The 15,526-nt window shown below is 48.7% G+C and carries 15 protein-coding genes; 11 read left to right on the forward strand and 4 right to left on the reverse strand.

Going from position 1 to position 15,526, the window contains the following annotated elements; all coding sequences use genetic code 11:
• Positions 1-17 precede the first annotated feature (17 nt).
• A complete protein-coding gene (locus tag C5O23_RS03295; RefSeq protein ID WP_107031536.1) occupies positions 18-893 on the reverse strand; it encodes a DMT family transporter in 876 nt (291 codons plus the stop codon).
• Positions 894-1,019: 126 nt separating this feature from the next.
• On the opposite strand from C5O23_RS03295, the gene dnaN reads away from it, so the two are divergent.
• The 6 genes from dnaN (at position 1,020) to rlmB (ending at position 7,627) form a co-directional block, all read left to right on the forward strand.
• Positions 1,020-2,153 carry a DNA polymerase III subunit beta gene (gene dnaN, locus C5O23_RS03300; RefSeq protein WP_107031537.1) on the forward strand — a complete coding sequence of 378 codons (1,134 nt, stop codon included), beginning with the start codon at positions 1,020-1,022 and terminating at the stop codon, positions 2,151-2,153.
• A 15-nt stretch (positions 2,154-2,168) separates the two neighbouring features.
• Positions 2,169-2,930, forward strand: a complete 762-nt coding sequence (locus C5O23_RS03305; protein WP_107031538.1) for a 3'-5' exonuclease — start codon at positions 2,169-2,171, stop codon at positions 2,928-2,930.
• Complete coding sequence (gene coaBC / locus C5O23_RS03310) at positions 2,927-4,150, forward strand: bifunctional phosphopantothenoylcysteine decarboxylase/phosphopantothenate--cysteine ligase CoaBC (RefSeq protein ID WP_107031539.1); 1,224 nt, start codon at positions 2,927-2,929, stop codon at positions 4,148-4,150. Before C5O23_RS03305 ends, coaBC begins: the two co-directional genes overlap by 4 nt.
• Positions 4,151-4,170: 20 nt before the next feature.
• Positions 4,171-5,076: a type IX secretion system protein PorD gene (porD, locus tag C5O23_RS03315; RefSeq protein WP_107031602.1), complete on the forward strand. Its 906-nt coding sequence runs from the start codon at positions 4,171-4,173 to the stop codon at positions 5,074-5,076.
• A gap of 88 nt (positions 5,077-5,164) precedes the next feature.
• Positions 5,165-6,826: a DNA repair protein RecN gene (gene recN, locus C5O23_RS03320; RefSeq protein ID WP_161553540.1), complete on the forward strand. Its 1,662-nt coding sequence runs from the start codon at positions 5,165-5,167 to the stop codon at positions 6,824-6,826.
• Between the two features lie 45 nt (positions 6,827-6,871).
• Positions 6,872-7,627 carry a 23S rRNA (guanosine(2251)-2'-O)-methyltransferase RlmB gene (rlmB, locus tag C5O23_RS03325; protein ID WP_107031541.1) on the forward strand — a complete coding sequence of 252 codons (756 nt, stop codon included), beginning with the start codon at positions 6,872-6,874 and terminating at the stop codon, positions 7,625-7,627.
• 60 nt (positions 7,628-7,687) lie between these two features.
• Here rlmB and C5O23_RS03330 read toward each other — a convergent pair whose 3' ends face one another.
• A complete protein-coding gene (locus tag C5O23_RS03330; RefSeq protein ID WP_205743421.1) occupies positions 7,688-8,854 on the reverse strand; it encodes a class I SAM-dependent methyltransferase in 1,167 nt (388 codons plus the stop codon).
• A complete protein-coding gene (tsaB, locus tag C5O23_RS03335; RefSeq protein WP_107031543.1) occupies positions 8,851-9,549 on the reverse strand; it encodes a tRNA (adenosine(37)-N6)-threonylcarbamoyltransferase complex dimerization subunit type 1 TsaB in 699 nt (232 codons plus the stop codon). Before tsaB ends, C5O23_RS03330 begins: the two co-directional genes overlap by 4 nt.
• A gap of 133 nt (positions 9,550-9,682) precedes the next feature.
• On the opposite strand from tsaB, the gene C5O23_RS03340 reads away from it, so the two are divergent.
• The 5 genes from C5O23_RS03340 to C5O23_RS03360 are packed head-to-tail and all read left to right on the forward strand — an operon-like array spanning position 9,683 to position 12,839.
• Complete coding sequence (locus tag C5O23_RS03340; RefSeq protein WP_107031544.1) at positions 9,683-10,558, forward strand: YicC/YloC family endoribonuclease; 876 nt, start codon at positions 9,683-9,685, stop codon at positions 10,556-10,558.
• Positions 10,559-10,587: 29 nt separating this feature from the next.
• Positions 10,588-11,172: a guanylate kinase gene (gmk, locus tag C5O23_RS03345; protein WP_107031545.1), complete on the forward strand. Its 585-nt coding sequence runs from the start codon at positions 10,588-10,590 to the stop codon at positions 11,170-11,172.
• A 31-nt stretch (positions 11,173-11,203) separates the two neighbouring features.
• Positions 11,204-11,785, forward strand: a complete 582-nt coding sequence (nadD, locus tag C5O23_RS03350; RefSeq protein ID WP_107031546.1) for a nicotinate (nicotinamide) nucleotide adenylyltransferase — start codon at positions 11,204-11,206, stop codon at positions 11,783-11,785.
• Positions 11,769-12,302, forward strand: coding sequence for a DUF5063 domain-containing protein (locus C5O23_RS03355; RefSeq protein ID WP_107031547.1), 534 nt, complete (start codon positions 11,769-11,771; stop codon positions 12,300-12,302). Before nadD ends, C5O23_RS03355 begins: the two co-directional genes overlap by 17 nt.
• Before the next feature lie 60 nt (positions 12,303-12,362).
• A complete protein-coding gene (locus C5O23_RS03360; protein WP_107031548.1) occupies positions 12,363-12,839 on the forward strand; it encodes an RpiB/LacA/LacB family sugar-phosphate isomerase in 477 nt (158 codons plus the stop codon).
• A 128-nt stretch (positions 12,840-12,967) separates the two neighbouring features.
• Here C5O23_RS03360 and rho read toward each other — a convergent pair whose 3' ends face one another.
• A complete protein-coding gene (gene rho / locus C5O23_RS03365; protein ID WP_107031549.1) occupies positions 12,968-15,145 on the reverse strand; it encodes a transcription termination factor Rho in 2,178 nt (725 codons plus the stop codon).
• Positions 15,146-15,526: the final 381 nt, after the last annotated feature.

Consider the following 15,526-nt stretch of genomic DNA (forward strand, 5'->3'; position numbering starts at 1 on the left):
CGGACTTTCAAAACGCTCTAAAGGCTTCCTATTACAAGGAAGGTCAGACCTACAAGCAGGAGGGTGAGGTCGATAATCTTAAGTCTGATGTTCTTTTCATGGAGTGCTATAACACCATAGAAGAATGACACTATCACACTTCCGCGGCGAATCATGGAGACAACAGCAATCATCGACCCATCGAGCGACAAGCTATAGAAATAAGCTATATCGGCCACGGTCAGAAAGAGGGAGATCAAAGGGATGGTCCATCGCCATTGCAGTCTGGTGACGCTGCCTTTGCCTCGCAGTATCAGTCCGATTGTGATGCCCATGATCACCATCTGATAGAGCGAATACCAGGCCTGCACTTCCAGCGGTTCATAGCGGGTGAGAAGATATTTGTCGTAGAGAGCGCTTACAGCCCCCATGACGGTGGCTCCGATCGCCATCCATACCCATTTGTCTGACTTCATCGAAATCCCCTCTTTACCACCCACGCGGCTTATGAAATAGAGCGAACAGAATCCCAGGATTACACCGGCCCATTGCCAGGCATTGAGTCTCTCGCCGAAAAGCAGCAGTGCGCCTACAAGCACCATCACCGGACGAGAGGCGTTGACAGGACCCGCTATTGTCAGTGGCAGGTGTTTGATACTTGCATATCCGAGAAGCCATGAACTCAGTACGATTCCTGATTTTATCAATATGGCGCCATGTCCGGCCAGAGTGTTGCCGAGTCCGTAATTGCCATGACTGACACCGATGATTATCACCGGAAGCATGAAAAGCGAGCCGAACAGGGTGTTGAGAAAAAGAACGCCGAGCACGTTGTTGCCGTCAACTGACAGCTTCTTCATAATATCATAAAAGCCGAGACATACGGCCGATACCATTGCAAGGATTACCCACATGATAGACAGTGTTAGTTGAACGCTATTTCAAAAATTCGTGCAAAGTTACGAATTTAATTTTTTGCCGGTTGCTAATTGCGAAATTTTGTGCTAACTTTGTGGGATAAAAACTCAAACAAAAACGATATGAAATTTACCGTTCCAAGTAAGACACTTCATAATTTCGCTTCATCGGTAAGCAAGGTGATCAATGCGAAAAATGCGTTGACTATTCTTAATAACTTCCTCTTTTCGATAGAAGGCAGTGTGCTGACAATCACCGCATGTGACGGTGAAAACATGCTTTGCGGACGAATTCCTATCATGGATGTCGAAGGAGAGGGCGAGTTCTGTATTGACGCGCGCCGCATTGTGGAACTCCTCCGTGTGATGCCTGAACAGGAACTCAATTTCGTTATTGACGAAGACACTCTTGCTGTAGAGATGTCTCATCCGAACGGATCTTATAAATTCATGGGACTCAAAGGCTCTGAATATCCGCATTTCGACCGCAGCAAGCAGTCGGAAAACCTTCTGGTGTTCAAGGCTCCGGGTTCGGCTCTTCTCAGAGGTCTGGAATACACTTCTTTTGCGGCCGGTACAGATATGCTTCGTCCGCAGATGATGGGTGTGTATTGGGACATCAAGCCTGATAAACTCGTTTTTGTCGCTACTGACACTCACAAGCTTGTGCGTTTCGAAGACTGCAGCCTTTCACCTGAGATCGAGGGCTCATTCATCCTGCCCAACAAGTCGACTAACGTGTTCCGCAGCGTTTTCACCCGTGATGAGGAAGTCACAGTGAAACTTGACCAGCAGACCGGTGTTACGTTTGAAACAGACACTTTCACCTTTGAAAGCCGTCTGGTCAAAGGCCGCTATCCCGATTATACAAGAGTTATTCCTGAAAACAATCCTTTCACACTCACAGTCAACCGCCACTCGTTCACCACTGCCGTGCGCCGGGTGAGCCTTTTTGTGGATGAAGGTCATGGCCTGATCAAGTTCAACGTCACCCCAGAACGTGTAACCATCAAGGCGTCTGACAACGAGTACAACACATCAGGCGTGGAAACTCTGTCGGCTGATTTCACCGGCAGCAATATGGTTATCGGTTTCAGCTCTTCATATCTGTCGGAACTCGCAGGAGTGCTTTGGACAGAAGATATCATTTTCAAACTTGCCGATCCCTCAAAACCGGCAGTGATTCTTCCGACTGAAGACAAAGCAGACACTCGTCTGACCATGCTCCTCATGCCGATGAATGTAACAGACTTTTAAAAGTATCTTGAGATCATGCAGCTTAATCTGAAAAAGCCCATAGTATTTTTTGATCTTGAGACCACCGGAGTGGATATTCTCCATGACCGTATAGTCGAAATTTCGCTGATAAAGATAATGCCTGACGGACAGGAGATCGAGAAGACACGCAGAGTCAATCCTGAAATGCCTATTCCGGCCGAAGCCACAGCTGTCCATCATATCACAGACGAGGATGTGGCCGGAGAACCGACATTTAGGCAGATTGCGCGGTCACTGGCCAATGAATTGACCGGGTGTGACATAGCCGGTTTCAATTCAAACCGTTTCGATGTCCCGATGCTTGATCAGGAATTCCAGCGTTCAGGGGTCAAATTCGACTTCTCGAAAGCCCGTTTTATCGACGTGCAGACAATTTTCCATAAAAAAGAACAGCGCACGCTTGTGGCTGCCTATAAATTCTATTGCGGCAAGGATCTTGACGGCGCGCATTCAGCCAATGCCGACACTCGCGCTACTTACGAGGTGCTTAAGGCGCAGCTTGACCGCTATGACGATCTGCCTAATGACATGGAAGAGCTCAGCAAGTATTCCAGAGTCAACCGCAATGTCGATTTCATGGGCCGTATCATTCTCGATGACAATGATCGCGAACTTGTGAACTTCGGCAAATACAAAGGCCAGCCCGTTACGGAAGTGCTGCGTAAGGATCCTTCGTATTACGACTGGATCATGAAAGGTGACTTTGCACAGAACACAAAAGATTGTTTCACCCGCATTAAACTCGCAATGAAATGAGTGCGCTTGCAGGCAAGCATATCATCCTTGGTATTTGCGGGGGGATCGCAGCTTACAAATCTGTCTCTTTGCTCCGCCTCTTTGTCAAGGCCGGAGCAGAGGTGCAGGTGGTGATCACTCCGGCCGGAAAACAGTTTATCACTCCCGTGACACTGTCTTCGCTGAGCCAGAAGCCGGTTGTCAGCGAATTTTTCACCGCCAATACCGGAGAATGGCATTCGCATGTGAATCTCGGACTCTGGGCCGACTGCATGGTGATCGCTCCGGCCACAGCTTCGACTATAGGCAAGATGGCCCACGGCATTGCTGACAATATGCTTGTGACGACCTATCTTTCAGCCAAGTCCAAAGTGTTTGTCGCTCCGGCAATGGACCTTGATATGATGGCCCATCCCTCTACCACGGCAAACATAGATCTCCTGCGCAGTTACGGCAATATAATCATAGAACCTGAGAGCGGAGAGCTTGCCAGCGGACTGGTAGGCAAGGGCCGCATGGAAGAACCTGAAAACATTTTCAGAACTGTCGAAGCCTATTTTGCCGCAGAAGGAGATTTTAAAGGTAAAAAGGTACTTGTGACGGCCGGCCCGACATATGAGCGCATTGACCCGGTCAGGTTTATAGGCAATTTTTCATCCGGCAAAATGGGCTATGCCATTGCTGAGGAATTTGCCTCGCGTGGTGCAGAAGTCACACTTGTGAGCGGGCCTGTCTCACTCTCGGTGAAAAGCCCTGCAATCAGGCTTGTAAAAGTGGAATCGGCCCGTCAGATGCTGCAGGCCTGTGAAGAAGCGTTTCCACAGAGCGATATATCTGTTATGTGTGCTGCTGTGGCTGATTATGCCCCGGCCGATGTCGCGGACAGGAAAATAAAGCGTGAGCGCGATGAAGTACCGGTCATAAATCTGGTAAAGAATCCGGACATCGCCAAAACGCTTGGCTCTGAAAAGCGCTATGGTCAGATTCTCGTTGGCTTTGCCTTGGAGACTGACCATGAATTTGAAAACGCTGTCGGTAAGATGCAAGCCAAGAATCTTGATATGATCGTGCTTAATTCATTGCGTGACTCCGGTGCCGGTTTCGGAACAGATACAAATAAAGTGACTGTGATGACTGCCAACGGTGGACGCACTGAATTCGGACTTAAATCGAAGCAGGCTGTCGCTGCCGATGTGGTTGATTCGATAGCCGGGCTTCTTCAGAAACAGACAGTTTCCTAATTTTACGATCACAGATGTTGATGAGAACTCTTGTTTCTATCCTTTTTGCAATTCTGCTTTCTGCCTCTGCTGTGGGACAGGAACTCAATTGTCGTGTTGAAATCAACACTTCTCAGCTTGAGGGAACAAACAAGGGCGTTTTTGAAACCTTGCAGAATGCGGTCAATGAGTATGTTAACACCAATCAGTGGACTAATGCCCAGTTTTCGCCTAACGAGAAAATTGAGTGCACCCTGTTTTTCACGATCACGAAATATGATGAATCGTCAGGAGCAATGGAAGGTTCGCTTCAGGTGCAGTCGATCAGACCGGTCTACAATTCGTCATACACAACAACTCTGATCAACTTCAAGGACAACAAGATTGAATTTTCATATCAGGAAAACGAACCTCTGATCCATTCCGAAACCAGCATGGAGAGCCAGCTGACACAGATCCTGAATTTCTATATCTATCTGATTCTCGCTGTGGATTTTGATTCGTTTTCTCCGCGTGGAGGCGATCAGTTCTTTGAACGTCTTGAAGCGATTGTACATCAGGGCCAGTCATCGGGCGAAAGCGGATGGAAAGCGTTTGAAGATACTAAGAACAGAGCAGCCGTGCTTGCGGCTTTCACTGATCCGTCAATGCGCAAGATGCGCGATCTGTATTACAGCTACCATCTGCAGGGGCTTGACCAGATGTCGGTCAGTCCGGATAAAGGGCGTAAGACCATTGACGAGTCATTGGACATACTGACTGAAATCTATAAGGTAGCGCCAATGTCCGTCGGGCTTTCGATGTTCAAGGATGCCAAACTTGACGAACTTGTAAATATATATTCAAAGGGCACTGCAGAAGAGCGTCAGCATGCCTATGACGTGCTTTCGGCGATATTTCCCACTGAGCAGCAGCGTCTCGAAAAAATCAGACGTGGCGATCAGTGATAACCTCCGTGCTAAGATTATATACATATTATATACGGTATAAAGCCTACTCTCTCACTGAAACTCTCACTCATAAAATATTCAAGATTTGTTAGAATCACTCCACATATCGAACTATGCGTTGATTGACCTGATTGACATTGACTTCCATCCCGGATTCAATGTTATCACCGGCGAAACCGGAGCCGGCAAGTCAATCATTCTTGGTGCTCTCTCACTCCTGCTTGGCGCGAGGGCTGATACCCGTGTGGTGACAGACCCTGAGACCAAAAGCGTTATTGAAGCAGTGTTTTCAGTCAAAGACTATCCCTTGCTTAAGGAATTCTGTCTGCAGGAAGACATCGAGTGGGATGATGACCGCTGCATTCTGCGGCGTGAGATTTCTCCCGCAGGGCGTTCGCGCGCTTTTGTAAATGACTCCCCGGTTCCTCTTGCGAAGCTGAGAGAGGTCAGTCTCCATTTGATCGACATACATTCCCAGCATCAGAATCAGCTGCTTTCAACCCCCGCTTTTCAGCTTGACGTGATTGACACTCTTGCCGGTAATTCCAGTCGGCTTAAGGCATATCAGGTAAGGTTCAATGCCTTGCGTGAGGCAATCAAGCGACTGAAAACCGCGCGGGCGAGAATAGAACGTTCGCGTGAGGACGAAGAGTTTACCCGCTATCAGCTTGAACAGATCGAAGAACTCGGATTGCAGCGTGGCGAACAGGCCGAACTTGAACGTGAGCGCGATGTGATGACAAATCTTGCATCCATAAAGGAGGCCTTGGCCAAAGCTACGGGTGCGCTCGACGGAGATAATGGCGGAGCTTTGCGTCTGGTGGATAGGGCAATCGAGGCATGTAATGAACTTGGAGACCTGCTTGATGCCTCAGATGCAATTCCGGAACGTCTGGAGTCTGCGAAAATAGAACTGGCAGACATAGCCTCGACTTTCTGTGTGCTTGACGAAAGCCTTGGAGCTGATCCGGCTGCATTGGCCTCGATTGAAGAGCGGCTGGGGGCCATCTATTCTCTCTGCCACAAGCATCATGTGGCTGATGCCGATGGCCTGATTGATCTGCGTGATTCTCTGAGAGAGAAACTCAGGGCTCTTGACAGTTCTGACGAGACTCTCGAAGAACTTGAACGTGACGCGCGCAGGGCAAAGGCGCTTGCCAGAGAGGCCGCTCAGGAAATATCCAATGCCAGAAAGGAAGAGGCCGAGCGTTTTGGCCGGCGGCTGACAGAAATAGCAATGCCTTTGGGTATGAAAAATCTGCGTTGTGAAATCAGCGTGACTCCGGCAGATATGACCGCTACCGGATGTGACAATGTTGAATTCATGGTGGCATTCAACAAGAATCAACCTCTGATGCCGGTTGGAGCCACTGCATCCGGCGGTGAAATTTCCCGGCTGATGCTTTCAATAAAGTCGATCATCGCTTCGCGTATGCAGTTGCCAAGCATTATATTTGATGAAATTGACACCGGAGTGTCAGGTGATGTCGCTAACCGTATGGGGCAGATGATGAAGGATATTTCAGAAAATATTCAGGTCACTACGATTACGCACCTTCCTCAGGTGGCATCAAAAGGCGCACATCAGTATCGGGTCTATAAAGAGGATGACGAGCAGTCGACCCACACCCGCATATCGCTTCTGAGCGATGAAGAGCGAGTACGATCGATAGCTGCTATGCTTGGAGGAGCAGACATTGATGAAACGGCCATTGCGGCGGCAAGAAGCCTGCTGGCCCAGAGATAATAAGAAGGAATAAGTTACAAATATAATAGAAAATAGAATAAAGACGTGGATCGCAACGATTATATCTATGGCCTCAGGGCTGTTATGGAGGCTATCGAAGCCGGCAAAGAAATTGACAAAATCTTTATAGCTAAAGATCTGCAGGGAGACCTTGCGTCGGAGCTGATTGCGTTGGCTCGTGCCAACAGAGTTGTGATGCAGCGTGTGCCCGTGGAACGCATCAACCGTATCACCCGTAAGAATCATCAGGGCGTGTTGGCAATGATGTCGGCTGTGACATATCATAGGCTTGATCATCTTGTGCCTGAATTGTATGAGGCCGGAATATTGCCGTTTATCGTGCTGCTTGACGGTATGACAGATGTCAGAAATTTCGGAGCTATAGCCCGTACATGTGAATGTGCCGGGGTTGATGCTATTGTTATTCCGGAACATGGCAGTGTGTCGGTGGGTGGAGATGCGATAAAGACATCAGCGGGAGCCTTGCATCATATTCCGGTGTGTCGTGTCTCTTCGATCGCGTGGGCTGCTAAGTTTTTGCGTGAGAACGGATATAATGTTGTTGCCGTGACAGAGAAATCTGATATTAACTATACGGAAGGGAAGTATTCCGATCCGGTGGCCATCGTAATGGGGGCTGAGGATGTTGGCATCTCTCCGGAGGCCATGAAGCAGTGCGAGACACGCGTAGGTATTCCGATGTTTGGAAACATCGGATCGCTTAATGTTTCGGTGGCAGCCGGGGTAATGATCTACGAGGTGGTACGCCAGCGCCTGGAAGCCAACCTTGAAATTATCTGATACTGAACGATTCCTTAAAGCAAAAAAATGCAGGGGCCGAAGTTTTCCCGAACTTCGGCCCTAATTTTTTTGCCCGCAGGGCAGACCCATCGATGTGACGACCAGAAGTTTTTGGCCGTCAGGGCCTGTCGTGCCGAATGCCATGCAGTTTCCTCCTTCCCTTATTTTCAGTTTTGCAGCAAGCTGTGGTGCGCTCAGAGGAAAATTCCTGACCGCTACATTTATATGTGGGTAATTGGCGGAGAAACGTTTCACTGTCTTTTTGTCGAATGGCAGTACCTCAAGTATGCTGAAATATTCACCGGGAAAGGATGTCGGCAGTGACCGAGTGGTAAATAGATTAGTGTTAGGGTGCAGCCTGTCCACATCGTAACGTGCTGACAGCAGTTTCATGCCGCCTCCTTTCATCACGGCGGGATATGGTTCAAGCAGAAAACCTCCTTTTTCTGGCAGAGCGTAGGCCGGTACTGCCTGAAGTTCCTCTTCAGGAGTAAACCGGAACGGCTCCTGGCCGACTGTCAGGCAGGATGTTGACAATCTTGACGGCTGATTCTCAGCGTAGCCTTCGTGATTGTCAATCACAAGCACAAGTTCCTTGCATTCCTTTACGGTGCCTATGGTCATGATGTCGCAGCTGATACCTGATTCTTCAATAGTCTTTTTGATGTCAAGCATCGGCGAGGCCTTGACGATCAGCCTCCGGCAGCGTGACAGGAGCAGAGGCATGATGGGGATTATGTCTGGCTGGCAGTCTTTAAGGGCAAAGTGTCGTCCGGCATTGTCTCGACGGGCAGGATCGATGAAAATAATTTCGAAACATCGGTTGTTATCCTTCAGCCAGCTGATGCTGTCACCTTCAATAAGGGATAGATTCTGGATACCGAGTGCCTGGATGTTGGCTTTGCCGGTCGTGTAGGTGTCATGGTTATATTCCAGCGCTGTCACATGTGCGGCCTTTGATGCGAAGTGGAATGCGTCGATTCCAAGACCGAATGTCATGTCAAGCACATTGCTTCCGGCTGCTATCAGATCAGTGTGGAGCCGGGCGATGGCATCGGAGGTAGCCATTTCGGCCACTGCGAGAGACGGAAAGCTGAAATTTTCGCATCGAAGGGTCTCAGGAAGCTTTGACGCCGTTTTGCTGCGGCATTCAAGCTGCAGGATATGGTGCATCATGGTGGGATCTCCATGATGTTTTAGCCGTAGTCTGTTGAAGTCCTCTTTCACTCCAATACGTTTTTCCGGGGTGTCGAAGCCTGAAAGTCTTTGATGTAGTTGGGGACACTGTAGGCGATGTCTATGAATTCCTTGCGGGAGTAAGCGCGTTCGGCAAGAGCTATCATGTCTATAGCCAGCGGATGGATGTCAGGGATGAAAGTTACATTAGGTGCTGAGATCACTTCGCGGGCCTTGTCGCTGCCGTTGCCGAACATAAGTATGCGCGGATAGCGGGTTATGAGATCCTGGTAGCTGTCAGGGTCAAGGATAAGGGCTTGCTGTTCCATTACCGGTTCGAGGGCGAAGTTGAAAGCGGCGGTATAGACCTCCATGCGTCGGGCATCGACCATCGGGACGAAAATTTCATCGCCTTCAAGTTCCTGTGTGAACATTACGTTGCAGGCCATGATTCTTAACGTGTCTATTCCGATCAGGGGAATGCCAAGTGCGTAGGCAAGCCCTTTGGCTTCAGACAGACCGATGCGCAATCCGGTGTAGCTTCCCGGACCTAAAGAAACAGCGACAGCTTCAAGCCGTAGGTCCTTTTCGCGGGCAAAATCGAGGCAATATTTGATATAGTCGCTGAGAAGGGCGGCATGATTTCTGCCACCGCCTTCTTCCTGATGGGCAAGGACCATTCCTTCGGCGGTAAGAGCCACCGAACAGTGGTCGACAGAGGTTTCGATGTTTAGGATTACGGCCATTGTGATGCAGTAAGTTATGGATTGCAGACCCGGAGAAAAGGCCTGATAGTGAAAATTTAAAACAAAGTTACTTGTTTCTCCCGATAAATTACTAATTTTGTGAGAAAATATTGCTCTAATAAAACCTCATATCATGTTATACTCAATGACGGGATTCGGAAAAGCTGTGGCCGAGCTTCCCGGAAAGAAAATCACGGTTGAACTTAAGTCACTTAACAGCAAGCAGATTGATATAGCAGCCAGAGTGCCGTCTTCTTTGCGGGCTGAAGAACTTGCAATGCGCAACCTGATTGCGGCGTCATTGGAACGTGGTAAAGTCGATCTTACGATATACGTTGAAAATGTCGCATCTGAAGCCACTGTGCGTCTGAATGTATCCGCTCTCAGAGCCTATAAGGCAGATGTGGAGCAAGCTGCGGCTGAACTTGGCATACCATCGCCTGCCGACTGGTACACGGTGCTGATGCGTTTTCCTGATGTCATAAAAAGTGAGACTCCGGCCCAGGCTGACGATAATGAAGTGGAGGCTGTGATGACAGCCCTTTCAAAAGCCATAGAAGCTCTGATGGCTTACCGCCGGACTGAGGGCGAAAAGCTGGAAACGTTTTTTGCGGAACGCATAGACCGTATAAGCGAATTGCTCGCTCAGGTGCCGCAGTATGAGACTGAACGTGTGGAGCGCATACGCACACGCATGGAAGAGGGCTTGGCCAAGATTCATAATGTTGATTATGACCGCAGCCGTCTGGAGCAGGAACTTTTCTTCTATATTGAGAAGCTTGATGTCAATGAGGAAAAGCAGCGCCTGACCCAGCATCTGAATTATTTCACAGAAACCCTTGCGACAGCAGGAGGCCAGGGTAAGAAACTCGGATTCATTGCTCAGGAAATGGGGCGAGAGATCAATACTCTCGGATCAAAAAGCAATCATGCACAGATGCAGCGTCTGGTAGTGCAGATGAAAGATGTGCTGGAGCAGATAAAGGAACAGGTGCTTAATGTGATGTAAAAAAAATCTGGCTAAACCGATTTTTACAGATGAAAGGTAAGATTATCATAATTTCAGCCCCTTCCGGAACCGGCAAGTCGACTATCATCAATGCTCTGCTTGATCGAGGTGAGATTGACATGAAGTTTTCAATCTCGGCTACAAACCGTCAGCCTCGCGGAGAGGAAGTGCATGGAGTCAATTATTATTTCCTTTCCGATGATGAATTCCGCAGCGCTATAGCCCAGGATGCTTTTGTAGAATATGAAGAGGTATATCCCGGCCGCTTCTATGGCACTCTCAAAAGCGAGGTGGAAAGAATAACAGCCGAGGGGCATAATGTCATACTTGATATTGATGTCAAGGGCGGAGTCAATGTCAAGAAACTTTACGGAGAAGATGCTCTCAGCATATTCATACAGCCACCGGGGCTTGAGGTGTTGCGTCAACGACTGACCTCACGAGCGACTGACAGTGCCGAAGCTATCGAGCAGCGTCTTGCCAAGGCTGAATATGAGCTTTCGTTTGCTCCGGAATTTGACCGGGTCGTGGTCAATGACTCTTTGGACCGTGCGGTTGCGGAAGTTGATACAGTGATTAAAAATTTTCTTTCAGTTTGTGTGGAAGAGTGTTGAGATCCACCATCTTACAGATAAGGAGAAATAAATGATCATAGGTGTATTAGGCGGCTCGTTTAATCCGGTGCATATCGGACATATGATGCTTGCCAGCTATATCCAGCAGTTTACAGATCTTGATGAAGTGTGGCTCTCGCTTTCACCTCTGAATCCACTGAAGGCCGGATCAGATGAGCTGATACCGGATCTGATACGGCTGAAAATGCTTGAGCTGGCCATTGGAAATACCTCAGGACTGAATATCTGCGACTATGAACTGTCGATGCCGCGGCCGTCATACACAATAAATACGTTGCACTACCTTGCGAAGCGTTATCCGCGTCATAACTTCAAGCTGATCATAGGCAGTGACAATTGGAAAATCTTTGACCAATGGAAAGACCATGAGGCAATAATATCGGAATTCGGAGTAATTGTATATCCGCGTCCGGGTTATCCGGTTGGAACGATATATGACGATGGTGTGGATGTGGTCAACGCTCCGATGGCTGATATCTCCAGCACGTTCATCCGTAAGGCGCTGGCGCGCGGATGGAGCATGAACTATTTTTTGCCTCAGGGCGTATATGATTATATAATTAAAAATAATCTTTATGGAACTGGCTCCTAATTCACTCGCTTTTATAGCGTTGTGCAATGAATATTGCTGTGCGGTTGAAAACTGCCGAGAATCGGATCCGTCTGATTTTGTATCGTCGATGCTTCGGTTGCTTCCGAGAATCTATATCGTAGCTTCGGATCTCAGGCCGACACCTCTGATGGAGGATGTAGACCCCTATATCGAAAGTTATCTTGAAGAAGACTATTATGAATCTCTCAGACGGGAGATGGAGAATATGTTAGGCCCTGATGATGTCTATCTTGAAGTGTTCGAGGAAGATATGAAGTATTCCGATACTCCGATCGGAATGAGTGTGGCCGAAGGCCTGAGCGATATATTTCAGGTGCTTTACAATTTCATCGCTATGGTGAAAGATGCGCCGGAGGAGGTTGTCAACGTGGCTCTGCATGCTGTGAAGGCGGATTTCCAGGCTTACTGGAGCCAGCGTTTATGCAATCTGCTCAGACCGCTAAACCACATCCACTATTCATCAGACGCAGAAGATGATGATGAAACTGATGACTGAATCCGGCCTGACGGCGATATTTTAATATTGAATAAGAAAAACAATATATTTTTACAGATTATGTCAATTCTGAAGGAAAATTGTCCTGTAGGGTTCTGTAGCGATCATGCGGGCTATGAAATGAAAATGGTGCTTGAAGGCTATTTTGATTCAATGGGTATCGAATATAAGGATTTTGGCACCAATTCAACTGAGAGTTGTGATTATGCTGACTTTGCGCATCCGTGTGCAGCGGCTGTCGAAAACGGAGAATGTTATCCGGGTATAGCACTATGTGGTTCCGGCAATGGCATCGGCATGACTCTTAACAAACATCAGGGCATACGTGCCGCTCTCTGCTGGAATGTGGAGCTTGCCGAACTGGCACGCCGTCATAACAATGCCAATGTGCTTGTGCTTCCCGCACGTTTTATTGATAACGTTACCGCAATAAATATTGTCGAGACTTTCCTCAACACTCCCTTTGATGGCGGACGTCATGAACGTCGCATCGAAAAAATCCCCGTATCGGGATGCGGATGCAAGCCGGGGGAATAAGATCATCAAACAGTTGTTCGCAGGATGTTTCTGTGACAAAAAAATAAAAAGATGCGGCCGGAGGGGGCTGCATCTTTTTATTTTTTGCGCTGTAATGTTTTTTAGCGCGATGATTTGCAGTGGGAAAATCAGTCACCCATCGTGCGGAGGAGTTCGTCATTGTCGGAAGTGCGTTCCATGCGGTCCTTGATGAATTCCATAGCTTCGATTGAGTTGCGATCGCTGAGGAAGCGGCGTAGAATCCACATGCGGTTAAGGGTTTCATTGCGCAGGAGCAGGTCGTCGCGACGGGTTGAGGATGCCATGATGTCGACTGCCGGGAAGATGCGCTTGTTGGAGAGCTTGCGGTCAAGCTGGAGTTCCATATTGCCGGTTCCCTTGAATTCCTCGAAGATCACCTCGTCCATTTTTGAACTGGTTTCTGTGAGAGCTGTTGCGATAATGGTGAGCGAGCCTCCGTTTTCGATGTTTCGTGCTGCGCCGAAGAAGCGTTTGGGTTTCTGGAGGGCATTTGCATCGACACCGCCGGAGAGGATTTTGCCTGAGGCCGGTGCGCAGGTGTTGTAGGCGCGGGCCAGACGGGTGATGGAGTCGAGCAGGATTACCACATCATGGCCACATTCAACCATTCGTTTTGCTTTTTCAAGTACAATGGAGGCGATTTTGACATGACGCTCTGCCGGTTCATCGAATGTAGATGCGATTACTTCCGCATTGACGCTGCGGCTCATGTCGGTTACTTCTTCCGGGCGTTCGTCAATAAGGAGAATCATGATGTAGGTTTCGGGGTGATTCTCGGCAATTGCGTTGGCGATGTCTTTCAGAAGTATGGTCTTACCTGTCTTCGGAGGTGCTACTATCAGACCTCGCTGTCCTTTTCCGATGGGGGAGAACATGTCGACCACACGTGTGGAAATGTTGCTTGAACGGCCTGAGGTCAGGTCGAATTTTTCGTTAGGGAAAAGCGGGGTGAGGTGCTCGAATGCCACGCGGTCGCGGATGTATTCGACAGAACGTCCGTTGACGCTTTTCACAGAGCTGAGCGGGAAGTATTTGTCGCCTTCGCGTGGGGCTCGTAACGTGGCATCGACAACGTCGCCTGAGCGAAGGGCATATTGCTTGATCTGTTCTTTAGTGACGAGTACATCGTCAGGAGAAGCAAGGTAATTGTAATCGCTTGATCGGAGAAATCCGTGTCCTTCGGGCATGATTTCAAGCACTCCGGTTGTTTCGATTATTCCGTCAAAGTTATAGGCCTGTTGTTGCTGGCGCTGTTCGAACTGCTGGTTTTTGTTGCGGTTCTTTTTGTTCTTTTTGCCTTGGGGCTGCTGTTTTTCCATGCCCGGTTCGCCGAGGACTATAGGAGCCTGTGGTATCTGGGGCTGTGGCTGCTGCGGCTGAACAGGCTGCTGTTCTTTTTCCTGCTGCGAACGGGGTGCGAACGTGCGTCCGCCAGAACGGGGAAAGAAAGAGCCGAAAGAACTGTCTTTAGGGCGAAAATCGCGTTTAGGCTGTGGCTGCTGGTTGTCGACGTTGGAAATGGCGGTCTGTTCGTTGGTTTGGCCTGGGCGGATAAACACGCCGTGGCGTGGGCGTTCATCCTGGGCAGATTCCTGGTTTGAAAAAGCCGGTGCCGGCAGCTGTTTGGGCATGGGCCCAGTGATGCCTGCGGTTTCAGCATTGCTTCCTTCGGTTTTGTTTTCTTCTTTTGGGGATGAAACCTCAGCGTTGTTTTCATGCGGTGCGGAGTTTTCTGAATCAACGGTTGCTGGGGGGGTGTCCTGTTCAGGCTGCGGATTGCGCGGCGGGCGACCGCGACGACGTTTTGGCTGTTGTTCGCCTTGTGTCTGTTGGCCTTCGGTAATTGTTGCTGGGGTGTTGTCTGTGGCCGGAGGTGTCGGTTCAGCAGCTTCAACAGCTGTTTCAGCGGCAGGTGCGGATTCCATTTGGCTGTCGGCGGCTGCTGCCGCACGCGGTTTGCGGCCACGTTTCTTCTGCTGCTGAGGCTGTTCGGTGGCCTGAGGCGCGTCTTGTTCAGAGGTTTCCGGTGCCGGTTCTTCTTTCTTTTTTCGTGTCTGTTTCTGCTGATTCTCGTCTTTTACGTCTTTGGATTCTTTTTTGCCGCGACGGTTTTTTTGAGGGGTGTTAGCGGTCGAGCTGGCTGCGACATCACGCGCCTGCTTGTCAAGAATCTCGTAGACGAGATTTTCTTTATCGTCAAGGTTGATTTTCTTTATGCCGTTGGTTTGTGCGACTTCCCGCAGTTGCGAGTCGTCCATGGCTTCGAGTTCGGAGTAATTATACATATATAATAATATATAATGTCAGTTGGAAAGCAAGTGCGTCACCACACTTGGTTTGCCTTAAAGTATTATTTTAAATGCAAAAAAATGATTGTCTTGGGGGGAGTTGGATCAAGATTCCGTATATCCGCAGTAATCACATTGAATAAAATGGAGTTTAAAACGGAAAAATAAATAGAAGAAGTTGATTTTGTGACTCTCTTGTTTTTGGCAGCTTCCCATTTCAGAGATTCCGTGAAAACGGATCATAGGTGGATACATTGTGGCCAATGTGAGATGGTGGAATAGCGGTGCCGGAGATTGGTGGCTGACCTGTGAGGTCTCAAAGCCAATGCAAAGATACAATCATTTTTATGATTTAACAAATTAAATTCAAAAAATGTT

It is taken from the genome of Duncaniella muris (assembly GCF_003024805.1).
Lineage (GTDB): Bacteria > Bacteroidota > Bacteroidia > Bacteroidales > Muribaculaceae > Duncaniella > Duncaniella muris.